At 56.8% G+C, this 13,268-nt stretch carries 15 protein-coding genes; 9 read left to right on the top strand and 6 right to left on the bottom strand.

The window, feature by feature from the left end:
- Positions 1–44: 44 nt before the first annotated feature.
- The gene (locus B9Z39_RS06615) at positions 45–443 is read right to left on the bottom strand and encodes a thiol-disulfide oxidoreductase DCC family protein (protein ID WP_100146724.1); all 399 of its coding nucleotides are present in this window, start codon (positions 441–443) and stop codon (positions 45–47) included.
- A 67-nt stretch (positions 444–510) separates the two neighbouring features.
- On the opposite strand from B9Z39_RS06615, the gene B9Z39_RS06610 reads away from it, so the two are divergent.
- From B9Z39_RS06610 to B9Z39_RS06595, 4 genes are all read left to right on the top strand, one after another.
- Complete coding sequence (locus B9Z39_RS06610) at positions 511–1,821, top strand: amidase (protein ID WP_233202606.1); 1,311 nt, start codon at positions 511–513, stop codon at positions 1,819–1,821.
- A gap of 99 nt (positions 1,822–1,920) precedes the next feature.
- A complete protein-coding gene (locus B9Z39_RS06605) occupies positions 1,921–2,310 on the top strand; it encodes a hypothetical protein (RefSeq protein WP_108301118.1) in 390 nt (129 codons plus the stop codon).
- Positions 2,307–2,687, top strand: a complete 381-nt coding sequence (locus B9Z39_RS06600; RefSeq protein ID WP_100146721.1) for an MAPEG family protein — start codon at positions 2,307–2,309, stop codon at positions 2,685–2,687. Before B9Z39_RS06605 ends, B9Z39_RS06600 begins: the two co-directional genes overlap by 4 nt.
- A 108-nt stretch (positions 2,688–2,795) precedes the next feature.
- Positions 2,796–3,146 (top strand): hypothetical protein, encoded by a 351-nt coding sequence (locus tag B9Z39_RS06595; RefSeq protein ID WP_146183293.1) that lies wholly within the window; start codon positions 2,796–2,798, stop codon positions 3,144–3,146.
- 1 nt (position 3,147) lies between these two features.
- Here the strand turns inward: B9Z39_RS06595 and B9Z39_RS06590 are convergent, their stop codons facing one another.
- Both B9Z39_RS06590 and B9Z39_RS06585 read right to left on the bottom strand, forming a co-directional pair.
- Positions 3,148–4,143: a 3'-5' exonuclease gene (locus B9Z39_RS06590; protein WP_255416802.1), complete on the bottom strand. Its 996-nt coding sequence runs from the start codon at positions 4,141–4,143 to the stop codon at positions 3,148–3,150.
- Complete coding sequence (locus B9Z39_RS06585) at positions 4,086–5,234, bottom strand: MFS transporter (RefSeq protein WP_255416805.1); 1,149 nt, start codon at positions 5,232–5,234, stop codon at positions 4,086–4,088. Before B9Z39_RS06585 ends, B9Z39_RS06590 begins: the two co-directional genes overlap by 58 nt.
- Positions 5,235–5,438: 204 nt before the next feature.
- Between B9Z39_RS06585 and B9Z39_RS06580 the strand changes: the two genes are divergently transcribed.
- The 4 genes from B9Z39_RS06580 (at position 5,439) to B9Z39_RS06565 (ending at position 8,457) form a co-directional block, all read left to right on the top strand.
- Entirely contained in the window at positions 5,439–6,002 is a 564-nt protein-coding gene (locus B9Z39_RS06580) for a phospholipase D family protein (protein WP_108301114.1), read from the top strand.
- Between the two features lie 186 nt (positions 6,003–6,188).
- Positions 6,189–6,734 carry a TIGR01841 family phasin gene (gene phaP, locus B9Z39_RS06575; protein WP_108301113.1) on the top strand — a complete coding sequence of 182 codons (546 nt, stop codon included), beginning with the start codon at positions 6,189–6,191 and terminating at the stop codon, positions 6,732–6,734.
- Positions 6,735–6,819: 85 nt separating this feature from the next.
- Positions 6,820–7,932 carry an NAD(P)/FAD-dependent oxidoreductase gene (locus B9Z39_RS06570; protein WP_108301235.1) on the top strand — a complete coding sequence of 371 codons (1,113 nt, stop codon included), beginning with the start codon at positions 6,820–6,822 and terminating at the stop codon, positions 7,930–7,932.
- Positions 7,933–8,070: 138 nt separating this feature from the next.
- Complete coding sequence (locus tag B9Z39_RS06565; protein WP_158269465.1) at positions 8,071–8,457, top strand: C40 family peptidase; 387 nt, start codon at positions 8,071–8,073, stop codon at positions 8,455–8,457.
- Here the strand turns inward: B9Z39_RS06565 and B9Z39_RS06560 are convergent, their stop codons facing one another.
- Positions 8,458–9,537, bottom strand: coding sequence for a quinone-dependent dihydroorotate dehydrogenase (locus B9Z39_RS06560; RefSeq protein WP_108301111.1), 1,080 nt, complete (start codon positions 9,535–9,537; stop codon positions 8,458–8,460). It lies immediately after the preceding gene.
- A 41-nt stretch (positions 9,538–9,578) separates the two neighbouring features.
- Here B9Z39_RS06560 and rpiA point away from each other — a divergent pair, with 41 nt between their 5' ends.
- Positions 9,579–10,277, top strand: coding sequence for a ribose-5-phosphate isomerase RpiA (gene rpiA, locus B9Z39_RS06555; RefSeq protein ID WP_100146713.1), 699 nt, complete (start codon positions 9,579–9,581; stop codon positions 10,275–10,277).
- A gap of 21 nt (positions 10,278–10,298) precedes the next feature.
- Here rpiA and B9Z39_RS06550 read toward each other — a convergent pair whose 3' ends face one another.
- Positions 10,299–12,344 (bottom strand): M3 family metallopeptidase, encoded by a 2,046-nt coding sequence (locus B9Z39_RS06550; RefSeq protein ID WP_108301110.1) that lies wholly within the window; start codon positions 12,342–12,344, stop codon positions 10,299–10,301.
- Between the two features lie 18 nt (positions 12,345–12,362).
- Positions 12,363–13,223, bottom strand: coding sequence for a bifunctional methylenetetrahydrofolate dehydrogenase/methenyltetrahydrofolate cyclohydrolase FolD (gene folD / locus B9Z39_RS06545; protein WP_108301109.1), 861 nt, complete (start codon positions 13,221–13,223; stop codon positions 12,363–12,365).
- Positions 13,224–13,268: the final 45 nt, after the last annotated feature.

The following is a 13,268-nucleotide window of genomic DNA, read 5'->3' as shown; positions in this document are numbered from 1 at the left end:
ATTTATCAAGCCACTTTGGCTGTTGGGCGAAAAAGCTGACTGAATTAACGGAAAAATCGCTTGGAAAATCGTAAAAGTGCCGGCCCGAAGCGTTTTGACAGGGTGTGACGATGTTTGGCGAACAACACATAGGCAGGTCCAAGCACAGGCTGTAGCCAAGGCCGTGAAAGTATCCACGCCAAAACAGGTAGCCGCGCCAACTGATAGGCCTGGGCGAAGACCGGTACACCCACCAACACTTGGCCGTTGGCCAGACGCCCATGAATTTGCGCCATGGCGGCTTCACAGGAAATATGGTGGGCGTTCGCCGCAAAGTTGGCCTCGGTCACATCCACAAAATCGAGCTTGCCTTCGCCGTTGCGTGACTGCAGGAAGTGAATTTCTGCTTGGCACAACGGACATTGCCCGTCGTAATACAAGGTGAGTTCAGGGACGTGTGGCATGCAGTGGTACGGTGCAAAAGCAAACAATAATGAGGTGCCGCAAGGCTAGCACAGGAGTTTTTTGCACGTGACCACACCGTATACCCACCACACCACCAGCGAGGTCTGGATACAAGACATCTTGGCTTTGGCCCAAAGTGCTGCGGCTGAGCATGTCTTTACCCGCCTTGATGCGCAAAGCGCCTTGACACAAGCACGTACGGCCGATGCGGTTCGCGCATCGGGTGCACCCCTTGGCGCTTTGCATGGCTTACCCATCACGCTCAAAGACAACATCGATGTTGCCGGTCAAACCACTTTGGCAGGTACTTTGGTGTGTGAGGGCGAACCTGTCGCAACCCACGATGCCCCTGTGGTGCAGCGTTTGCGCCAAGCGGGTGCCGTGTTGGTGGGCAAAACCAATATGAGTGAGTTTGCGTTTTCGGGGGTGGGCATCAACCCACACTACGGCACGCCGCGCAACCCTTGTGACACAGAGGTGGCCCGTATACCCGGTGGTTCGTCTTCAGGTGCTGCTGTGTCGGTTGCTTTGGGGCTGGCATTTGCAGCGTTGGGGACGGATACCGGTGGCTCCATTCGCATTCCCGCAGCGCTGTGCGGCTTGGTGGGGTTCAAAGGGTCGCAATCACGCATTCCCTTGGCGGGTGTGATGGAGTTGTCGCGCTCACTGGATACCGTGGGCGTGATTGCGCACCATGTGCGCGATAGCCTGCAAGTCGATGCGGTGCTGTCGCAGCAACCGTTACCCAGACAGCCTGCAGACCTGAGGCATCTGCGCTTTGCGGTGCCACACACCCTGCTGTTGGATGACTTGGAGCCTGCGGTGGCCGAGGTATTTCAGCGTGCGCTCTCGCGCATTTCAGCCGCAGGCGCACAAGTTGTGGACATCGCGTTTTCAGGCTTGGGGGATATCGCAGCGCTCAGCATGCCTGGCGGCTTTTCACCCGTCGAGGGTTATGCCGCCCATCACGCCCGTTTGGCCCGGGCGCCCGATCGCATTGACCCACGTGTGATGGCTCGTATGACCCTGGGGCGTGACGTGAGTGCGCGGGAGTACATCGGTTTGCTGGACCGTCGCCGTGCTTGGATGGCTCAAGCCCAAGAGACGCTGAAAGGCTTTGATGCCATGCTCTGTCCCACCGTACCGATGTGCGCACCTGAGATCGCTCCTTTACTGGCCAGCGATGAGGCGTTTTTCAAAGTGAACCGTTTACTGTTGCGCAATCCATCTGCCATCAATTACTTGGATGGGTGCGCTTTCAGTTTGCCTTGTCAGGCGCCAGATGCCTTGCCTGTGGGTCTGATGGTGTCGGCTGTACACGGCTGCGATGCACACTTGGCATGTGTGGCGCTGGCGCTGGAGGCTCTGCTGGCTTGAGTTCAGCCTTTCACCTGTGCGTGAGACCTTTACATGCCAGATATGCTGACTTTCAATGCCTCGTAGAGAATGGAGCTTGTTGTTGCGAAGGAGAAGGTCATGCGCATTCATTCCACATCTCGCTGTTGTGCCATAGGTTTGTTGCTGCTGTTAGCGGCGACATTGGCACAAGCGCATGGCCCACGTGGCGGTTATGGCTACCGACACGGCGGCTGGGGTTACGACCCCTGGATTGCCCCATTGGTGTTTGGTGCAGCGGTGGGTACAACGTTGTACTTTTCGCGCCCTTATCCGCCGGTACCTCCCTCGACCGTGGTCATCACCAACCCACCTGCGGTGATTGTGCAAACACCACCACCGCCGACGACCTGGGTGCAAGGCGCTCCCGTTCCAGCACCTGTCGAGGCGTATTACTGCCGCGACTCGGCACAGTATTTCCCTGTGGTGCAAACCTGTGCCACGCCTTGGTTGGTGGTGAATCCGCAATGAATATTGCCTTTGTCTGTGTCTTAATTGCTGGTTTGTTGCCCTTTGTCTGCGCCATTGCGGCGAAGTGGGGTTTTCGTGAGTTTGATAACCACAATCCGCGCCAGTGGCTGGCTCGGCAAACTGGCTTTCGTGCGCGCGCAAATGCCGCGCAAAGCAACAGCTTTGAAGCCTTTCCGTTGTTCGCCGTCGGCGTGGTCTTGGCGACGCTGGTGCATGCTGACAGCCTACGTGTTGATGCGTGTGCCCTCGTGTTTGTGGGTGCACGTGTAGGCTTTATCGCTTGCTATTTGGCCGATCGAGCGAGTTTGCGTTCGTTGTTTTGGCTGCTCGGTTTGCTAAGTTCTCTAGGTCTTTATGCGGCGGCACTGGCGTATTGAAGATAAGGACTGACTTTACGTCCCGTTTGTCATCCGCCTGCGTTCACCATGCGTTGTAGGTGTGACCTGGTGGTCATTGATCGCAACCTTTCTTAAGCGAGACCTGTCATGAAACGTCTTTCAACTCTTTTGCTTTGTGTCTTGGCCTGTGTGGCGGTGGTGCCTGCCCAAGCGCATGGCGGCGGCTGGCACGGAGCTGGTCATGGCGGTGGCGGCTATGGCTACGCACACCCAGGGGGTGGCTGGCGCAATGATTGGGTGGGCCCTGTGCTGGGCGCGGCCTTGGTTGGTAGCGTGATTTACGCAGCCAGCACACCTCGTTATGTGGTGACGCCCCCTGTGGTGGTGGCTCAGCCCCCGATGTACCCCAATCGGGTGGCCTATTTCTGTAGTACCGCTCAGCAGTACTACCCCAATGTGCCAAGCTGCAACGTGCCTTGGCAAGTGGTGAGTTACTGATTTAAATCGTCACCACTTCTTTGTGACCTTGGCGGCTGGAGTAACGCACCTTGCCGCCTAGTGACTCCACTTCCACGCGAGCGCTGCGCTCGCCGTAGACCTTGCGTTTGAGCCAAGACAACTCTTCTTGTAGTTCTTGGTCACCCGACACCAAACGACTCCAGCAGCGCAGCTCTGCCGACCAGCGGTAATTGCGGGCTTTGAGCATGTCTTTGGTCTCAAAGGGCGAGCCCACGGCGTACACCTTTTGCTGTGCTTGGTTGAGCGTCTCTAGCAAGGCCAACAGCGCTGTGCGTTGACTTTGCGGCAGGATGTGACTCAATAAGGCCAGCAATGCCCAACAATCTGCTTCAGCGCGGTGAGCTTCGTAAAAATATCCTTGGGTGCTGAGCAAGTACTCCAGCTTGGCGGATCCGAAGCCTTCTTCGCGCCAATCGATGTCTTTGATGCTGCATGCCCAGTTCAGCTGTTCAAACAAGGGCCAGCGCGCCTCCACAAAAGGGCGGTCAAACGCTGCGTTATGCGCAATCACGACCTCCACACCTTGCATCAGAGATGCGACACGGGCGTCGTCAATACGTTGGCCTTGCACCATCTCGTCGGTGATGTGATGCACGGCTGTGGTGGCAGGTGGAATGGGAAAACCCGGGTCTTCCAACTCGTCGAACACGTCCAGCACCCGATAGACCATGCCTGAGATCGGGTCGAACTCGAACACCAACATTCCGAGTTCAATCACCCGGTCGTTTTGCGCATCAAAGCCTGTGGTTTCGGTATCCAGCACCACGCCCTTGGACAGCCGTTGTCCGGGCACCGGCGTGTTGAACATTGGCGTGGGCGTCAAGCGTCGCAGCACGCGGTAATCAGGGTGTTGTTCCAGTTGCTGTGCCAACTGTTCAAAGTCTTGGGTCATGGTCTGTGTTGTTTGGGTCAGTAAGGTTAGACATGGTCTGCTTGGCTGGCGTTTCGATGGATCAGCGCATAGCCAAAATACCACGCCAGAGCTGTCACACCCAACGCATCCCAGGCCATGACGTGGGCAGATTGTGCATACGCCATGAGTTTGGCCAGTACCAACACACCAAGCGATTGGCCTAGAAACAAAGCGCCCGCGAACAGAGTCACGCTGGTTCCCCTGGCTGTTGGCACCATTTGGGTGGCCTTGGCTTGCATGGTGTTGTGGAACATGGCAAATCCAAAGCCTGCAAAGAAACAAGCCGGTATGGCCAATGGCCACCAAGGGGTGAATGCGATCACCAGGAAAGACAGGCCCAGGGTTCCACCGCCATAGCGTGCCAAGCCAATCTCCCCAAAGCGACGGATGGTGTATTTCGCCGTGGCCATGTAGAGCATGCCGCCAAAGCCAAACAAGGCGGTTGTGCCCCCGGCCAGAGTGAGCGAAATTTGATGCGTGTTGTGCAGGTGCGAGGCGGTGACGGCCAACATGCCAAACACAGAAGCACCTTCAAGCAGGGCAATGCTTAGCAACGTGCGTGCCCATGGGTCGCGTGCCACCTGCAGGAGTTGTCCAAAAAAACCGTGGGTCGGTACATAGGGCTCACTGGGTGCTTCGATGCGCTTGGCATGGCGCCACAGCATGACGCTCACCGCACAAAACAACACGGCCATCATGCCAAAGGACCAGCGCCAACCCAGTGTGTCGGTCAGCAAACCGCCAAATAACTGCCCTGCGGTGATGCCCAGCATGGTGCCCAAGCCGACGCGTGCCAGGGTTTCTTGGCGGTGTTCGTAATGCACTTGGTCGCCCACCCAAGCCATAGACAAAGGAATGATGGCCGCAGCAGATACCGCTGTGCCAACACGTGCCATCACCAAAAAGTCGAGTCCTTCGCTAAGCGAAGACAAAACGCATCCGATGCTGCAACCCAAGGTGGCCAGCATCACCACCTTGTACTTGCCCCAACGGTCACCAATGGGGCCAAAGACCAATTGCATCAAGCCGTAGGTGATGGCGAACATAGAAACCACTTGCGCAACGTCCCCTATGGGGGCGTTGAAGATCCGAGACAGCTCGGGCAGCATCGGGTCACAAATACGTTGGATGGCCATGCTGGAAAACGTGGCCAATGACAACAGAAAAATCGCCTTGCGGGTGGCTGGCGAGAGACTGTGCGAAGCAGGGTGGGGGGGGTGTTTGGACTTCAAAGCACAGCTACTTTACACGAGGGTTTGTACTCGGTCGTCACAGCCTGTCACCTGCGTCATTTATTGAATTAATCGAATAAATAATAAAAACACAAAATTCAACAATTGGCGTTTAGCATCATCGGTATGAGAAAGAAGTTGTCTGTTGGTGCTGTCGTGTGTGGGTTGGTTCTGTTTCAAGTTTTCAGCTTGATGCGGGAGCACAACCACTGGGGCGATGTCAACGCGAGTCCTGCCACACCCACTACGGCTGAGGTGTTGGGCGTTTACTTCACACCGCCAGCGGGTGCTGCTGGCGCAATTGTCAAAGCCATTGACGCCAGTGAGCGCGAGGTGTTGGTGCAGGCTTATGGCTTCACACACAACGCCATCGCGCAGGCCTTGTTGCGCGCAGATGCGCGAGGCGTGGTGGTGCATGTCCTGTTGGATCTGAAAAGTGACCACACCAACCGGTATGTGATTGATTTGCTGAACCAAGGGCATGTGTCGATGCGCGAAGATGGCAAGCATGCGATTGCGCATAACAAGGTGATGGTGATTGATGAGTCTGTCGTCATCACAGGTAGTTTCAATTTCACCAACTCTGCGGAGACACGCAATGCAGAAAACTTTTTGATCCTCAGGTCGCCAGAGGTGGCCAACCAGTACAAAGCCCAATGGCAGACCCATTGGGCACACAGTGTGGAATGAACCCGGGTGTGATGGGTAGAGGGATTTAGTCTGCCAGCTCTAAAACGCACGTTTAAAGGCTCAAAATACTTGTCGTTTCTGTTTTTATCCCTAGAATTCAATCCATGCTGCACTGCAACATGATGCAAGCCCACGGGGCAGATTCAGAGCAGTTATTCAGACCTTTTCATTTTTTGGAGAATTGACATGACCCTGACCCCTGAACAAGTGATCGCCGCCAACAAAGCCAATTTGGAAACCTTGGTGGGCCTGACCAACAAGGCGTTTTCTGGCCTAGAGCAATTGATTGAGCTGAACTTGGCGGCTGCCAAGTCCACCTTGGCAGACTCACAACAACAAGCCCAATCGGTTTTGAGCGTGAAAGACGCCCAAGAACTGTTGGCTCTGCAAGCCAGCTTGTTCCAGCCTTTGGCTGAAAAAGCGGTGTCTTACAACCGTCACCTCTATGAAATTGCAACCGGTACTGGTTCGCACCTCAGCAGCGCGGTTGAAGAAAAAATGGCTGAAGCGCAAAAAGCTTTCGCCACCATGATTGAAACCGCCACCCAAAATGCACCTGCGGGTTCTGAGGCTGCTGTGGCTGCTTTCAAAACGGCTGTGTCGGCTGGCAACAATGCTCTGGAGTCGGTGCAAAAGGCTGTCAAGCAAGCCACCGATGTGGCTGAAGCCAACTACAAAAACATGGCTTCTACAGCCCTGAATGCTGGCAAGACGGCTGCTAAAAAGCGTTGATTGTTCAAGTCTTCCAAGGCTTTGAAACGGCACCTTCGGGTGCCGTTTTTTTTGGTCAAATAGCCATACTTTCTTGGAGTGCAATTTGGACAAAGTTGATGGGTTGGTGATTGGTGCGGGCGTGGTGGGATTGGCTGTGGCACGGGCTTTGATACAAGCTGCGCCAGAGTCGAGTCGTGAATGGATGGTGCTTGAAGCCGCTGATGCGATTGGAACCGGCACCAGTTCGCGCAACAGTGAGGTGATTCACGCTGGCATTTATTACCCTCAAGGCTCTCTCAAGGCCCAGTTGTGCGTGCAGGGGCGCGACATGCTCTATGCCTATTCGCTTGAGCGCGGCATTGCCCACCAACGCTGTGGCAAGTTGATTGTCGCGACCCACCCCGACCAAGTGCCGACGCTGCATGCCATCATGGCCAAAGCCCAGGCCAACGGAGTGACTGACTTGCGGTTGTTAAATGCTGCTGAGGCTCAAACGATGGAGCCTGCCCTGGCCTGTGTTGCGGCGGTACATTCGCCGAGCACGGGCATTGTGGACAGTCATGGGTTGATGCTCAGCCTGCAAGGTGATTTTGAAAATGCAGGTGGCTTGGTGGCATTGAACTCCCCGGTCGCGGGTGCCGTCTGTACGCCTGAAGGCATCGTGGTGCGCATGGTCGATGGCACTGAGTTGATGGCCCAAACCGTGGTCAATGCCGCTGGATTGACAGCACCTTGGTTGGCTGCCAAGTTTGAAGGACTTGCTCCCGGCCATGTGCCCCAAGCGTTTTTCGCCAAGGGCAATTACTTCACCCTGTCTGGCAAATCGCCGTTTTCACGCTTGATCTACCCGGTGCCACAAGCCGCGGGTTTGGGCGTTCATCTCACGCTCGATTTAGGAGGGCAAGCCAAGTTTGGTCCCGACGTGCAGTGGGTGGACTCGCCCGATGACTTGGTGGTCTCTGCTGAGCACGAGCAGGCTTTTTACCAAGAGGTCCGCAAGTATTGGCCCGCTTTGGCTGATGGGGCCTTGCAGGCGGGCTATGCGGGAATTAGACCCAAGATTTCTGGACCGAAGGACGCTGCGGCCGACTTTTGCATCCAAGGTCCTCAAGTACACGGTATCCCTGGCTTGGTCAATCTGTTTGGTATTGAGTCTCCAGGTTTGACCAGCTCGTTGGCCATCGGCACAGCAGTTGTACACACATTGGGTGGGTAACACGTGACGCAGACCATGGAGATGATGAACCGTCGTTTCTTGCTGACGTCAGTGGGGGTCTCTCTTTTGTGGGGCTGCTCAACAGACACAACGCATCTGTTGCCTGCTCCAAGCCGTCAGGAACCATCGCCAAGTCAGGTGCGCTCTTCCAAGCGACAAGACATCGTGATACATGCCATGGCCATGCTGGATCGGGGGTACACCTATGGCGGTAAAAAGCTGCACACCGGGTTTGATTGCTCAGGCTTGGTGAGCTTTGTCTACCAAGAGTCGGCTGGCATCGCCATCAAAGGCAGTGCCTTTGACATGGCGCGTGCTGCGCGCGTGGTTCCGCCAGAGCAAGCCAGTCCGGGTGACTTGGTTTTTTTCAACACCCTGGGCAGTCCGTTTTCTCATGTTGGCATCTACATTGGTGCTGATAAATTCATCCATGCTGCCAACGAAAAAACGGGCGTTACCGCTGAGTTACTGAGTCGGCGTTATTGGGCTCGGCGCTTTCAAGGCTACCGAACCCTATTGGCTTGATCAGGCTTGATCGCGGATGGCCCGTGCGGCCTCTTTCACCAACGCCGGTCCCTTGTAAATCAACCCGGTGTAGATCTGAACCACATTAGCCCCGGCCTTGATTTTGGCCACGGCATCTGTGCCGCTGAAAATTCCGCCCACCCCAATGATGGGGACATCTGGCCCTAAGGCCGCGCGCAATTGACGAACCACTGCATTGCTTTTCTCAAACACCGGCGCACCAGACAGCCCGCCAGTTTCTTCCCCGAAGGGCAGTCCTTGCACCGCATCGCGGGCAATGGTGGTGTTGGTGGCCACCACGCCCCAAGAGGCCGTCGCGGCGGATTGCCCACGGGTCATGCAATGGCGTTGCAGGGTGGCCGCAATCACGGCCACTTGGGCTTCATCCAAATCGGGGGCGATCTTGATGAACACCGGCACTTGCTTGTTGTATTGCTGCGCCAAAGTGTCGCGTCGTTTGGCCAAGGTGCTGATGAGCGCATCCAGGGCCTCATCGCTTTGCAGGGCGCGCAAGTTTTTGGTGTTGGGGCTAGAGATATTGACTGTCACGTAGTCTGCATAGGGGTAGACGCCGTCTAGGCAAGTCAGGTAATCATCGGCGGCACGTTCATTCGGGGTGGCTCCGTTTTTGCCAATGTTCAAACCCAGCAACATGGGTGTGCCACTGCGTTGGCGGAATTTGGCTTGTTGGACGTTGGCAATAAAAGCTTCCAAGCCCTCGTTGTTGAAGCCCAGGCGGTTGATCAGTGCGTTGGCTTCAGGCAAGCGAAACATGCGTGGTTTGGGGTTGCCTGGCTGTCCCTTGGGGGTGACCGTTCCTACCTCCACAAAGCCAAACCCAATTGCGGCCAAGCCGTCGATGCAGCGCGCGTTTTTGTCTAGCCCTGCGCCCAAGCCCACACGGTTGGGAAACGTCAAGCCGGCCAGGGTGATGGGGTCGGCGATGCGCGATTGGCCGTAGGCCCATTGCAGCGGTGTGTTTTGCGTGCGCGCCAGCATCGACAAGGTGAGATCGTGTGCGGTTTCTGCATCCATCGAAAACAGAACGGGGCGGGCCAACGAATAGGGGAACAACGACATGGATAATCTCAAGCTTTGAATTGAACCCTGGATTTTCGCCCATGAGCACCCCCACATCTTCTGCCCCCTTGAGCCAAGACGAACTCAAAACCTTGGTTGGCCAAGCTGCCTTGCAATACGTGGTGCCCGGCGAGGTGGTCGGCGTGGGCACGGGGTCGACGGTGAACAAATTCATCGATGCACTGGCGACCATCAAAGACCAAATCAAAGGTGCGGTGTCCAGCTCTGTCGCGTCCACCGAACGTCTCAAGGCTTGTGGCATTGCGGTGTTTGAAGCGTCAGACGTGGACAGTTTGTCGGTCTACATCGACGGTGCCGACGAGATTGATCACCAGGGTTACATGGTCAAAGGCGGGGGTGCGGCATTGACCCGCGAAAAGATTGTGGCGGCTCAGTCCAAGATGTTTGTTTGCATTGCGGATGAGAGCAAATTGGTCGACACCTTGGGTGCTTTTCCATTGCCGGTGGAGGTCATTCCCATGGCCACTGCCCGTGTGATCCGCCAATTCGCAGCCATGGGCGGCATGGCCACGGTGCGTTTGAAAAATGGCCAAGCGCTGGTCACTGACAACGGGCAGCACATCGTCGACGTGACAGGCCTGAAAATTGACGATCCCTTGACCTTTGAAACCGTGGTCAGCCAATGGCCTGGCGTGGTGACGGTCGGGGTCTTTGCCCATCAAAAAGCCCAAGTGTGTTTGCTGGGCACCTTGACAGGCGTCAAGACCTTGAAGTTCTAAGCCTGATGTTTCAAGGTTTTCTCAGGCCATGCCTTGGTGGCGCAACAAAGCATCCAGCTTTGGTTCCCGCCCACGAAACGCTTTGAACGACGCCATGGCCGGGCGACTGCCCCCGGCTTCCAAAATTTCCCTGCGATAACGGCGACCCGTCTCCACACTGGGCTCACCGTCGGCACCCACGGTTTCTTCAAAGGCGGCGTAGGCATCGGCACTCAGCACCTCGGCCCACTTGTAGCTGTAATAGCCAGCGGAATACCCGCCAGCAAAGATGTGGCTGAAGGTGTGCGGTGTGCGGCTCCAGCTAGGCGCTGGCAGCACTGCCACCTCAGCGCGCACTTCGCGCAGCACCTGCATCACGTCTTGGGCGGCAGATGCTTCGGTGTGCAAGCGCATGTCAAACAACGAAAACTCAATTTGACGCAAGGTTTGCAAACCACTTTGGAAGTTCTTGGCGGCCAGCATTTTGTCGAACAGTGCGCGTGGCAGGGGTTCGCCCGTGTCCACGTGCGCCGTCATGTGGCGTAGCACGCTCCATTCCCAGCAAAAGTTTTCCATGAATTGGCTGGGCAGCTCCACCGCATCCCATTCCACACCGCTGATGCCAGACACATCGCGCTCGTTGATTTGGGTGAGCAGGTGGTGCAAGCCGTGACCACATTCGTGGAACAGGGTGATCACATCGTCGTGTGTGAGCAGGGGTGGTTTGCCACCCACACCTTCCGCAAAGTTGCACACCAAATGGGCTACGGGGGTTTGCAGTTGTTGGGTGTCGGGGCGCAGCCAGCGAGCACGCACGTCGTCCATCCAGGCGCCGCCGCGTTTGCCTGAGCGCGACCCTGGGTCGAGGTAGAACTGACCGACCAACTGACCCGCACGCTCAATCCGGTAGAACTCGACCGCAGGGTGCCACACCGGTGCGCTGTCGCGGCGGATGCTGACCTCGAACAAGGTCTCTACAATTTTGAACAAACCCGCCAACACCTTGGGCGCTGTGAAGTAGGGCTTGACCTCTTGCTCGCTGAACGCGTAGCGCGCTTCTTTGAGCTTTTCCCCGATGTAGGGCCAGTCCCAGGCTTGGGGGTCTGGCAGGTTCAGCTGCTCGGCGGCGAAGGCGCGCATTTCAGCCACGTCTTTTTCGGCAAAGGGGCGGGCGCGTTGTGCCAAGTCACGCAAAAAGGCCATCACCTCAGCGGGCGATTGGGCCATCTTGGTCGCCAGAGACACTTCGGCGTGGTTGGCGTAACCCAGCAACTGCGCTTCTTCTTGGCGCAGCGTCAAGATGTCTTTGATCCAGGGCGTGTTGTCTTGCTCGGTCTTGCCCGCTTGCACCGCTTGCGATTGGTCAGAGGCCCGCGTGGCGTAGGCGCGGTAGAGCTTTTCGCGCAAGGCGGAGCTGTGCGCGAACTGCATCACCGGCAGATAGCAGGGCATTTTCAAATTCAACTTGTGGCCGGCCACGCCGTCTTTTTCAGCGGCAGCGCGAGTGGCCTGCAACACATCGTCAGGCACTCCTGCCAACTCGTCGGCATTGACGACGAGTGACCATTGGTCGGTCGCATCCAGCACGTTCTCGCTGAACTTTTGGCTCACTTCGGCATGACGCTCTTGAATGGCTGCAAAGCGCTCTTTGGCCTTGCCTTGAAGCTCGGCACCTGATAGCACAAAGTTGCGCATCGCCAGTGTGTGGGCACGCTGCTGCTCGGCGTTGAGGCTGTTCAGCGGGATGGCCTTGTACTTGGCATACAAACGTTCATCGGCACCTAGACGGGTCCAAAACTCGGTCACGCGTGGCAAGGCCTCGGTGTAGGCGGCGCGCAGCTCAGGCGTGTCTGCCACCGAATGCAAATGGCTGACGGCACCCCACGCACGGCTGAGCTTTTCGGTGGCGACATCCAGCACACCGGCAATCGCTTGCCAATCCGCAGGAAACTCGGCGGCGGTGACTTTTTCGAGGGCCAGGTTGGCATCGGCCAGCAGCGGGTCAAGCGCCGGTGCAATGTGCTCAGGCCGAATGGCGTCAAACAGGGGATGGTCTGTGAAATCGAGCAGCGGGTTGGCGTGTGACATGTAGAAAATTTCTTTGATTCAGTGCTGAGCAGATAAGGCCCGCTTGGCCGATTCCAAGGTGTTCACCAACAACATGGTGATGGTCATCGGGCCCACGCCTCCTGGCACGGGGGTGATGTAGCTGGCCACTTGGCTCACACCGTCAAAGTCCACATCGCCGCACAGCTTGCCTTCTTCGTTGCGGTTCATGCCTACGTCCAACACCACAGCACCGGGTTTGACCATGTCCGCCGTCAACACATTGCGCTTGCCCACCGCCGCCACGATCACGTCGGCTTGCAAGGTGTGCACCTTCAGGTCGGGTGTGGCACTGTGGCAAATGGTGACTGTGGCGTTTTGTTGCAGCAGCATCAGCGCCATGGGTTTGCCCACGATGTTGCTGCGGCCAATCACCACCGCATGCTTGCCGCGCAAGTTGTAGCCAATGCTCTCGAGCATCTTCATACAGCCATAAGGCGTACAGGGCCAAAACCCTGGCATGCCCGTCATCAAAGCACCTGCGCTGGCGATGTGAAAACCGTCCACGTCCTTGGCTGGGCTGATGGCTTCAATCACCTTTTGTGCGTCGATGTGAGCAGGCAAGGGCAGTTGCACCAAGATCCCGTGGATGAGTGGGGCGTTGTTGAGCGCTTCGACACGCGCCAACAAATCTGCTTCGCTCATCGTGGCCTCGTATTTTTCAAGCACCGAATGCAAACCCGCATCTTGACAGGCCTTGACCTTGTTGCGCACATAGACCTGGCTGGCCGGGTTGTCGCCCACCAGCACCACGGCCAAGCCGGGTGTGAGGCCCTGTGCCTTGAGTGCAGCCGTGTCTGCGGCCACTTGGGCGCGGAGTTGTTGAGAGAGGGCGTTGCCGTCGATGCGTTGTGCGGTCATGGTCAAAGAGAAGTGAAAACGCCCGTAGAGAACGGGCGTCATGGT

Origin of the sequence: Limnohabitans sp. JirII-29, assembly GCF_003063395.1 — a bacterium.
GTDB lineage: Bacteria > Pseudomonadota > Gammaproteobacteria > Burkholderiales > Burkholderiaceae_C > Limnohabitans.
The sequence above is the reverse complement of the archived record's forward strand: the minus strand, read 5'-3'. Positions and strand labels throughout refer to the sequence as shown.

Coding starts and splice junctions, on each gene's coding strand:
- B9Z39_RS06615 (WP_100146724.1), bottom strand. CDS start 443: ATGCCACACGTCCCTGAACTCACCTTGTATTACGACGGGCAATGTCCG.
- B9Z39_RS06605 (WP_108301118.1), top strand. CDS start 1,921: ATGCGCATTCATTCCACATCTCGCTGTTGTGCCATAGGTTTGTTGCTG.
- B9Z39_RS06600 (WP_100146721.1), top strand. CDS start 2,307: ATGAATATTGCCTTTGTCTGTGTCTTAATTGCTGGTTTGTTGCCCTTT.
- B9Z39_RS06595 (WP_146183293.1), top strand. CDS start 2,796: ATGAAACGTCTTTCAACTCTTTTGCTTTGTGTCTTGGCCTGTGTGGCG.
- B9Z39_RS06580 (WP_108301114.1), top strand. CDS start 5,439: ATGAGAAAGAAGTTGTCTGTTGGTGCTGTCGTGTGTGGGTTGGTTCTG.
- phaP (WP_108301113.1), top strand. CDS start 6,189: ATGACCCTGACCCCTGAACAAGTGATCGCCGCCAACAAAGCCAATTTG.
- B9Z39_RS06560 (WP_108301111.1), bottom strand. CDS start 9,537: ATGTCGTTGTTCCCCTATTCGTTGGCCCGCCCCGTTCTGTTTTCGATG.
- rpiA (WP_100146713.1), top strand. CDS start 9,579: ATGAGCACCCCCACATCTTCTGCCCCCTTGAGCCAAGACGAACTCAAA.
- B9Z39_RS06550 (WP_108301110.1), bottom strand. CDS start 12,344: ATGTCACACGCCAACCCGCTGCTCGATTTCACAGACCATCCCCTGTTT.
- folD (WP_108301109.1), bottom strand. CDS start 13,223: ATGACCGCACAACGCATCGACGGCAACGCCCTCTCTCAACAACTCCGC.